The organism is Limnofasciculus baicalensis BBK-W-15 (assembly GCF_024178385.1).
GTDB classification, from domain to species: Bacteria; Cyanobacteriota; Cyanobacteriia; order Cyanobacteriales; family Coleofasciculaceae; genus Limnofasciculus; species Limnofasciculus baicalensis.
Map to the genome: position 1 here is coordinate 1 of NZ_JAMZMM010000260.1, position 8,756 is coordinate 8,756.

An 8,756-nucleotide genomic window follows, 5' to 3' on the forward strand; every position below is an offset into this window, starting at 1 on the left:
ATTCCCCACTCCCCACTCCCTATTCCCCCATTAAAAATATAGTGTCCCCAACTGAAGCAACAAATTCCACTTTACCCCTAATTCTAGGTATTACTGGAGCCTCTGGCTTAATCTACGCTGTCCGTACTATCAAGTTTCTCCTAGAAGCTGATTATACTATCGATCTGGTTGCCTCAAAATCTGCCTATATGGTTTGGCAAGCCGAGCAAAATATCCGAATGCCAGCAGAATTAGATCCACAAGAGGAATTCTGGCGTGAAGAAGCGGGAGTATCTGCCGGAGGTAAGCTAAGATGTCATCGCTGGGGAGATGTGGGAGCAACTATTGCTAGTGGCTCTTTCCGTACTTTAGGGATGGTCATTATTCCTTGTAGTATGAGTACTGTAGCTAAAATTGCGAATGGATTAAGTTCCGATTTGCTAGAGCGAGCTGCCGATGTTCAACTCAAAGAAGGGCGTAAACTGGTTATTGTCCCCCGTGAAACTCCCTTTAGCTTGATTCACTTGCGCAATCTCACTACTCTGGCAGAAGCAGGTGTCAGAATTGTACCAGCAATCCCCGCTTGGTATCACAAGCCTCAAACTATTGAGGATTTAGTAGATTTTGTGGTATCCCGTACTTTAGATCAACTAGACATTGATTGTATTCCCATCAATCGCTGGGAGGGACATTAATAAATTATGCCTGTAAATCGAATTATATTAATATTTATGGTAGGGGGTGTATTCGCCCTATTTATCCTGTCGAATTTGTCATCACCCGTTATCGCTCTGGTATTTTTAGGGATAGAGATGCCAAGGCTACCGCTAACAGTATGGATTGGGGGCGCGATCGCATCTGGCGCAGTTACTAGTTTTGTCCTACAATTTCTGAGCTACCTGCAAAGTGGTAACCAGAGAGAATGGCAATTCAACCGGGTGTCAGCTCGCTCTCGTGGAGTGCGGAGTGAGGGTTTTTCCTCTGAAACACCGAAAGCCTCTTATTCTCCACCAAATCAACCTAATCGTACTCCTAATTCTGCTTCAGATTGGGAGGAATCCTCTGATAGAGACTGGAATTTCGATCGAGAAGCAGAGGGAGAATCGCAACGAAGTAATTATGAAGCAAATCAACAGCCCGCTAGCACTTCAAAAAGTGGCTCAGTCTATTCCTACACCTACCGAGAAAAGGGTAAGTCAGAGGTTGGCAAAACTGATGGAGTTTATGATGCTAACTATCGAGTGATTGTGCCACCTTACCAAAAATCTCCCGATTCTCCTCAAGACGATAACGACGATGAGGATTGGGGATTTAAGGATGAAGAAGATTTTAATCGTCAACCCAAACCTTGACTGCGAGCCTAACGTAAGTTGCCAGTTATATGGTTAAGTCTGAAGACGGGCTAATGACTAATAGCCAATAGGATAAAGTAAAAATCTAGCTAATAGCTATTAGCTATTAGCAATTCGATCAAAATTTCAGTTTATAACTAGCAACTTGGATTAACTAATGCAATCAAATTTTCCACTATCAATGGACTGAACATACTTGAGAATGAAACAATTCGCGAGATTCTTGTTTGACAATACCTGTCATGGCAGCCTGCTGTAAGTTCATAAAGGCTTTAAGATCTTCTATATCATATCGCTTAGTCAGCATTTGCCGCAATTGAGCCTCTGCTTCTAATGTCAAATATCCGGTAGAAAGTGCCTGTTGAACAACATTACGAATCATGACCATTTGCCCTATTTTCCTAATTGGCAATTACAAACTCCAACATAGCTCAACAAAGATGCTTTATTGGAGGATAGCTTCGACACCGAGGGATCTGTCGCTTCAACTATGAGATTTGTTTCTCTCTATCATCAAGCTTGTGTAAAGCTTTTATGAAGTTTAGATGAAGTCCTCTAGAAGTCTAGCACAACTCAATGGGGAATATACTGGCTTGTCAACTACCACTCTCGGTTTTTACTGATGTTTTTTTTTACAAAACGCGATCGCCTATACTTTTATTACAGAAAACACTCACAGCGCGTTCCTCCAGCTCGGTTGCTGAAACCCTTATGTGGCATTTTGGCTCGCCAATTGGGGCAATAAAGAGCGGAAAACCAAGATTGGCGCTCAAAATCAATAAATATTGTAAAATATCCCTAACTTTTATTAAAATTAATTAGAAATTGTAGTGTTTATGTTTTGATATGTTAAATCCGCCGTCAGGATAGTAAGTAAGATCGCAAAGAGAGGTTAGGGGTGAGGGGTTAGGAAGATTTTCTACCCCTGCGGTAGAATTACTCACACCCCCATGCTACCTCCACACCCTACAGGTATTCTATAACGCTTCGCGTGAGAACCCCGGTCTTTTAAGCCGGGGATGAAACGCAGCAGCAACCTTGAGGTTGCGCGTACTCCGGTTTATTTACCCTTTTGTCCCTCAATATATTTTCTGACTGTTTCCGTCGAAACGTTTCCGACGCTGCCTACAAAATAACTAGGAGTCCAAAGGGTAGGCAATCGCTTAAGTTCAGGGAATTCAGCACGTAAATGGTGAGAAGCTCTGCCCTTGACCTTATTCATTACCCCGCTAGCAGAATCCACAGGCTTGATGTTCAGCAATAAGTGAACGCGATCAGGCATGATCTCAAGAGCGATGAGCTTCCACCGATGCTCTACCACTAAATCAAAAATTATTTCCTGCAACCGTTCCGCAATCTTCCCAACCAGAACAGCCTTGCGACGCTTAGGGATAAACACAAAATGCAGATTGATCAGAGAAACGGCATTACTTTCGTGCCGATACTCTAAATCTTCTTTAGATAAACTTGCCATAGTTCGTGATATGTTTATTTATATTGTATATTCAACATATTTTATAAACTAAAAGGAGGCTGAAGTGTTTGGATCTCAGCAGGTGTTAATCAAACCTGATCCAGAGTTGAGGGCAGTTCTTGAATTCATTTGCGGGGAGTCCAACAAGCTCCATAATTGTGCTGTTTATTACGCACGTCAGATCTACTTCAAGGCGAACCAGTATGTTCGACCGTTTGACCTGAACGACGAATTAAAGCGTAATCCACATTACGGTGCGTTATGCGCTCAAGCAGCCCAACAGACTTGTGGCGCGGTTGGGGAGTCGGTTAAATCGTTCAAAGCGCTTCTTAAGTTGTTCTCGGAGGGTGGGCTAGAATTCGAGCCAAAATTTCCAGGCTACCGAGAAAAGGGTGGACTTCATTTGGTCGCTTATCCAAAACAAGCTCTAGGGAAAAAGTTAGTCGATGATCAAATCGTAATTCCTCTAGGGCGAAAGGTGCAAGCGTGGTTCGGATTGAAAAACTTTCAGCTCAAAATGCCCTCAAACCTTGAGTATGCCGATATTCGAGAAGTTCGCATTTTGCCGCGTAACGGGTGTTTTTATGCTGAGTTTGTCTACAAGACCGTTGATGTACAGGCGTTGGTAGACAGCAAAAAAGCGCTAGGAATTGACCACGGGATTGATAACTGGCTTACTTGCGTTTCTAATGCAGGTACAAGCTTTATCGTTGACGGCAAGCATCTAAAGTCTGTCAATCAATGGTACAACAAGCGCGTAGCGGTTTTGATGGAGGGCAAGCATAACGGGTTTTGGTCACATCAGTTAGCCAGTTTGACTGAGAAACGAAATCGACAAATGCGGGATGCCGTTAATAAAGCTGCTTGTCTAGTGGTCAATCACTGCCTTAAAAACGGTATTGGCGTTATCGTTTTTGGCTGGAACAAAAGGCAAAAAGATTCTGCCAATATGGGGAAGAAAACAAATCAAAAATTTGTGCAAATCCCTACCGGCCGATTAAAAAAACGGATCGCTCAATTGTGTGAACAGCATGGGATTCAGTTTGTTGAAACCGAGGAAAGCTACACGTCTAAGGCTTCATTTGTAGACCGTGATTTTCTACCTACAATCGGTGAAAAACCTGTTCGCGTAGCGTCTCCGCAGGAGATAGGGTGGAAGGAAACGGGTAGACGGGTAAAACGGGGTCTGTACCGGACTGGGCTAAAGAACTGGTACATCAATGCTGACTGCAATGGAGCAGCCAATATTTTGAGAAAAGTAGCGACGATGTTAGGGCTTGACCTTGACGGAGTTGGTAGGGGCGTTTTGACAGCGCCCTTAAGAATTACCGTTTGGTAGTTTCTTAAGAATCCCCGTGCGTTCACGCCGGGGAGTGTCAATCAATATAGATATCTCCAAAAATACATGTGGGGCAGGTGTCTCCCCTGCCGAAAGAAAATCTTTTCTGGAGATGTCTAATAGAGAATTGTCAAACATAGTTAATGAGGGCGGTTGATTTGGTAAAAGATTTGTTAAAAGGAACGAGTGTTTTTTTAATCGGGATGATGGGTGCTGGGAAGACAACGGTAGGGAATTTACTGGCGACTGAGTTGGGCTACCGTTTTTTTGATACCGACTCGCTAATTGAGAAAGTTGCCGGAAAAACGATTAAAGAAATTTTTGCTGATGATGGCGAAGAGTCGTTTCGGGAATTAGAAGCTTTGGTTTTGTCCGATTTATCTGCTTATACAAAGTTAGTCGTTGCTACGGGTGGTGGCATTGTACTACGTCAGATGAATTGGAGTTATCTGCGCCATGGCTTGGTTATTTGGCTGGATGCCTCAGTGGAGGTGTTAGTCGAGCGCTTGCAAGATGATACCACTCGTCCCCTACTGCAAACGGCCGATCCAGTATCAGCATTGCAAAAGCTACTCAATCGAAGACGCAATCTCTATGCCCAAGCCGATCTACATATTCAGATTAGTACTAATGATACACCTGACGCGATCGCAGCCCGAATAATTGCTGAAATTCCTACGGTGCTTAAAAATCCCAAATATCCACTTGATTGATTTTTCTCTGATGGAATCTGATGAAGTAAGAATGTTAAGACTTATACAGCAATACTACTTATACTAGGGATGGTCAGTTATAGCCAAAGTACAGATGATTAGGCACATCCATAAAAAAATATCCGTCTCGCTTCAGATATTACTGTTTGGCAGCTCATTATCTCTGTTGCTGAGTAATTCTGCTTGGGCACAAAATAATTGTACGGAAGGGAAGATTAAGGAAAATATCGCCAAAATTAAGGATAGTGATAGTTCAATTTCATTAAAGGCAACATATAGTTTAGCAGAGTGCGGTTCAAAATCTGTTCAATCTATAATTAAAACCCTCCAGCAAGACAAAGATCCTAATATTCGCCGCGATGCTGCTTCTGCTTTAATCTATATGGGAGAAACAGCTAAAGCGGCTGTACCTCAGCTTATTACATCCCTAAAACAAGATAAAGATCCCAATGTTCGCCTGAGTGCGGCTGATGCCTTGGGCAAGATGAAAAAATCAGCAAATGCCGCTGTACCCCAGCTTATTACATCCCTGAAACAGGATAAAGATCCTAATGTTAGAAGTAGCGCCGCTTCTGCTTTAGGAAATATGCAAGAGACAGGTAAAGCGGCTGTACCTCAGCTTATTCTATCCCTAAAACAGGATAAAGATCCTAATGTTCGCAGTAATGCAGCATCTGCTTTAGGAAATATGAAAAAAATAGCAGCTTCGGCGATACCTGAGCTTATTCTATCCCTCAAAACTGATTCTGATATTCGCAGAAATGCCGCTTCGTCTTTGGGAAATATGGGAGAGACAGCTAAATTTGCCATCCCTCAACTTCTTCAAATTCTCCAACAGAATAAAGAGGCTAATATTCGCAGTGCAGCAGCTTCTGCTTTGGGAGAGATGAAAGAGTCTGCTAAGATGACTATACCTCAGCTTATTACTGCCCTAAATCAAGATAAAGATATTTCTGTTCGCACTAGTGCAGCTTATGCTTTGCGCGATATTGCCTCCCATCTTCAGTCACAAAAGAATCAGTCATCTCCATCAGATTTAGAAATAGCTCAAAAGGCTTTAGATGTAGCGAAAACTTTTATAAAAGACGAAAAGATTATTATTTGTTTTCCGGTTAGATTTAGCCAGAATAACAATAGCTTCTGTTTAAAACATCTCTCTATTAAGATAGGGTTGAATATTTGGCTAATTCACACCCTAATTTGGATTGGCTTATTCTGTATTTATCCCAAATCCCCCCAAGTGCAAGCCATCTTTTTTTGGAATCCATGGATGCGGAAAATATTTGGATTAGGCTATATCGGTTTCGCCATAACTAAAATTCCCTTTCTCAGTTTCCATTTATGCTCCCCCTTCAAAGATTCCCTCTTAGCCGATGGGAATTTAGATAACTTTGACTCCCAAGCTTATTTTACAGATATAGAATTCAATCTCAGAACAAATAAAGAAGCTCAACCGATTAAAAAACCCATACCATCTGGAAAATTTCGCATCGTCATCGAAGGAGAATCTGGAGTCGGTAAATCCATGTTTATGCGCCATTTAGCCAAATTTTCCAAACGGAATATAGTCTACCTGCTAGGGGAGAAATGTGAAACAGGAGTGATGGAAGCAATTCAAGAGAAACTTCCCATATCCAACCAAGATCCTAAATTACTGCAAAACTTAATAAAAAACCGTGCCCTTGATATTTATATAGATGGCTTCAGCGAAATGAAACCCCAGATCCGAGTCAATATTGCCAGTTTTGTGAAAAATTACTCAAAGTGTAACATTCTCATCGCTACCCAGCCCTTAGATTGGCTGCCTTCATCCCCGATCAAAACTTATATTCTTCAACCCCTTAAACCCCAACAACTTGAAAAATTCCTAATTTCGCGCCAAACAACTCTTTCACCGGATGCTCCTATTTCTGGCGATAAGTATGAAGAAGCCTGCAAAAATTATCTCGCCAGTATCTTAAATCAGCAGGAGTCAGAAAAAGAAAACACGATCGCTATACGACAACTGTATAATCCAATGAAATTAACCGCAATTGCTGAGACAATCGCTAATGGGAAGGAAGGGGGAGTGGGTTTTTTGGAATAGGGAATGGGGAATATCAAGAAACCTCACTTCTTCTTAACCACTTCTAAAAATATAGGCAAATTTTGGGGAGAGGGAAGGTGCAAGAGGAGGCACTTGTGTCTCTGGCTGCGTTACCTGTGGATAATCCTTGGCGAGAAAATGCGTTGGAGTTGGTTTATGAGTTAAAATTGAATCTAGATGCGAATTGGGAACAAAAGTTAGAATTAGATGCCGAGGAGGATAAGACGTTGATGAGAGCAATTACTCCTTTATTTCAAGAACATTTAGCGGCGGCTGAACAACGTGGCGAACAACGGGGAATTCAGCAGGGTATTGAGCGAGGAAGAATTGAAGAGCATCGTTATATATTAGAAAACTTCCTCCGGGTGCGATTGGGAGATTTAGATCCAGTTTTTAGGGCTTTTCTCAGTCCGGTGTCTGTTTTACCTGCGGTGGATTTTACCATGTTGTTGGTGCAATTAGCGACAGTTTCTGTGGATGATAATGGTGTAAGAGAATCCAAACGGTTACTCGCGGAAAGTGTTTTGAGGATGCGTTTTGGTCAATTAGATGAACGTTTGACTAATGTTATTCCAAGTTTACTGGCTTTATCTCTGGAAGATTTGGGGTTATTGCTGTCGCAGTTACCTGAATTATCAGTTGAGGAATTGTTGGGGAGGTTGGATCGTTCTGTGAGTTAAAATTTTGTAGGGTGGGGAGTGCCCACCCTGTTGTTGAAAGCGAGTGAGATTGTAAGTTTGTTGTACGATTTCATTAAAAGTCAAAATATCAAACGTTCCCAAGTTAATTGAGAAATCTCCTCATCCCAACGCCAGCGCAATAAATTAGCCGAATTACCGACAGAAAAACCAGACAAACCGATAGCTTGGCGAGGCGATTCTGTAGCCAGCGCGATCGCACTTTCCACTCCACACAGCCCCCACTCTACCAAATTCTGCACTCCAGTCAATAAAGGTAATGTCGTCCCCGATAAAGTACCATCTGGTAACCGTGCCGTACCCTGTTTCACCTCAATTTGCCGACTATCCCAAGGATATATCCCATCCGGTAACCCTAACGGCGATAAAGCATCACTAACTAAAAACAAACCTGCCTCATAATTACTAGCCTTTAGTAAAATTTCCAGCATAGTTGGACAAACATGTTGACCATCAGCAATGATGCCACAATAAACATGAGGATGAGTAATTGCCGCCCCCAATAAACCCGGCTCCCGGTGATGCAATCCCGGCATCGCATTAAAAGCATGAGTCACCATCGAAGCACCCAATAAAAAAGCTGATTCCGCTTCCGTAGCCGTAGCCTGAGAATGACCCAAACTTATCCTAATCCCTAAAGACCGCAAATACGCGATCGCATCCCCAGTTTCATCTAATTCCGGTGCTAAAGTAACTACCTTGACTAAATCCGCATAATCTCCCAAGACTCTCTTAATATTTTCAATAGTTAGTGGTAGTAAGTATTCAGGAGGATGTGCCCCCCGTTTGTGATAATTTAAAAACGGACCTTCCAAATGAACGCCCAAGATTTCAGCACAGTCTCTATCTACTAATCCAGAAGCTAAAAAATCAGCAATAACCGAAAGCGACTCCTGAATCTTATCGACAGAAGTCGTAACTATAGTAGGCAAAAAACCATCAACCCCTTTTTGCCATAAAAACTGACAAATTTCCAGTAACTTTTCCTCATCTCCCACAGACAAATCCGGAAACGCCAAACCCAAAGCCCCATTAATCTGTAAATCTATACCTCCTAGAGATATCCAATCACCAGCAACATCTAAGAGAGGGAGTGGGGAGTGGGGAGTGGGGAG

The 8,756-nt window shown here is 42.3% G+C and carries 9 protein-coding genes; 6 read left to right on the forward strand and 3 right to left on the reverse strand.

The features are described from left to right. Positions 1–41: 41 nt before the first annotated feature. Both NJ959_RS20965 and NJ959_RS20970 read left to right on the forward strand, forming a co-directional pair. Complete coding sequence (locus tag NJ959_RS20965) at positions 42–674, forward strand: flavin prenyltransferase UbiX (RefSeq protein ID WP_254013695.1); 633 nt, start codon at positions 42–44, stop codon at positions 672–674. Positions 675–680: 6 nt separating this feature from the next. Continuing rightward, a complete protein-coding gene (locus NJ959_RS20970) occupies positions 681–1,331 on the forward strand; it encodes a hypothetical protein (RefSeq protein WP_254013687.1) in 651 nt (216 codons plus the stop codon). A 178-nt stretch (positions 1,332–1,509) separates the two neighbouring features. Here the strand turns inward: NJ959_RS20970 and NJ959_RS20975 are convergent, their stop codons facing one another. Further along, on the reverse strand, positions 1,510–1,719 hold the full coding sequence (locus NJ959_RS20975) for a hypothetical protein (RefSeq protein WP_254013688.1): 210 nt from the start codon (positions 1,717–1,719) through the stop codon (positions 1,510–1,512). A gap of 672 nt (positions 1,720–2,391) precedes the next feature. Next, positions 2,392–2,805, reverse strand: a complete 414-nt coding sequence (gene tnpA, locus NJ959_RS20980) for an IS200/IS605 family transposase (RefSeq protein ID WP_254013689.1) — start codon at positions 2,803–2,805, stop codon at positions 2,392–2,394. A gap of 64 nt (positions 2,806–2,869) precedes the next feature. Between tnpA and NJ959_RS20985 the strand changes: the two genes are divergently transcribed. From NJ959_RS20985 to NJ959_RS21000, 4 genes are all read left to right on the forward strand, one after another. Next, positions 2,870–4,144 (forward strand): RNA-guided endonuclease InsQ/TnpB family protein, encoded by a 1,275-nt coding sequence (locus NJ959_RS20985; protein WP_254013690.1) that lies wholly within the window; start codon positions 2,870–2,872, stop codon positions 4,142–4,144. A 143-nt stretch (positions 4,145–4,287) separates the two neighbouring features. Then, entirely contained in the window at positions 4,288–4,857 is a 570-nt protein-coding gene (locus tag NJ959_RS20990; RefSeq protein WP_254013691.1) for a shikimate kinase, read from the forward strand. A 94-nt stretch (positions 4,858–4,951) separates the two neighbouring features. Further along, on the forward strand, positions 4,952–6,943 hold the full coding sequence (locus NJ959_RS20995) for a HEAT repeat domain-containing protein (protein ID WP_254013692.1): 1,992 nt from the start codon (positions 4,952–4,954) through the stop codon (positions 6,941–6,943). A gap of 95 nt (positions 6,944–7,038) precedes the next feature. Beyond that, positions 7,039–7,623: a hypothetical protein gene (locus tag NJ959_RS21000; RefSeq protein ID WP_254013693.1), complete on the forward strand. Its 585-nt coding sequence runs from the start codon at positions 7,039–7,041 to the stop codon at positions 7,621–7,623. An 80-nt stretch (positions 7,624–7,703) separates the two neighbouring features. Here the strand turns inward: NJ959_RS21000 and nagA are convergent. Continuing rightward, the coding region (gene nagA / locus NJ959_RS21005) for an N-acetylglucosamine-6-phosphate deacetylase (RefSeq protein ID WP_254013694.1) at positions 7,704–8,756 on the reverse strand (1,053 nt) is incomplete at its 5' end.

What these genes read in the sequence shown, in the direction of transcription:
- NJ959_RS20990 (WP_254013691.1), top strand. Translation starts at nt 4,288, where the DNA reads ATGAGGGCGGTTGATTTGGTAAAAGATTTGTTAAAAGGAACGAGTGTT.
- NJ959_RS20975 (WP_254013688.1), bottom strand. Translation starts at nt 1,719, where the DNA reads ATGGTCATGATTCGTAATGTTGTTCAACAGGCACTTTCTACCGGATAT.
- NJ959_RS20995 (WP_254013692.1), top strand. Translation starts at nt 4,952, where the DNA reads ATGATTAGGCACATCCATAAAAAAATATCCGTCTCGCTTCAGATATTA.
- NJ959_RS20970 (WP_254013687.1), top strand. Translation starts at nt 681, where the DNA reads ATGCCTGTAAATCGAATTATATTAATATTTATGGTAGGGGGTGTATTC.
- tnpA (WP_254013689.1), bottom strand. Translation starts at nt 2,805, where the DNA reads ATGGCAAGTTTATCTAAAGAAGATTTAGAGTATCGGCACGAAAGTAAT.